Genomic DNA, 220 nt, shown 5'->3' on the forward strand with positions numbered 1-220 from the left:
CCCTTGCGCGACATGCTGGCTGTGATCGAATTCTCATGGAGCAGTCGCTGGTAAATAGGCATCCGATATTGCCAGCCCTGGTTAGAATGCAAAATCGGCTTTTCATCCGGTCCAAGCCGCGTGAGTGCTCCTTCAAGCATTTCGTCGACCATGGAGTACAGCGGGCGCCTGGCAATCGCATAGGAAATGATTTCGCCGTTGTACAAATCCATGATCGGCG

Annotated in this window: 1 protein-coding gene; it reads right to left on the minus strand. The window is 53.2% G+C overall.

Going from position 1 to position 220, the window contains the following annotated elements:
• Window positions 1-220: DDE-type integrase/transposase/recombinase (locus AO277_RS15745; protein ID WP_143492804.1), on the minus strand; the 220-nt coding region annotated here is incomplete at both ends.

Origin of the sequence: Pseudomonas amygdali (assembly GCF_002699855.1) — a bacterium.
Classification (GTDB): domain Bacteria; phylum Pseudomonadota; class Gammaproteobacteria; order Pseudomonadales; family Pseudomonadaceae; genus Aquipseudomonas; species Aquipseudomonas amygdali.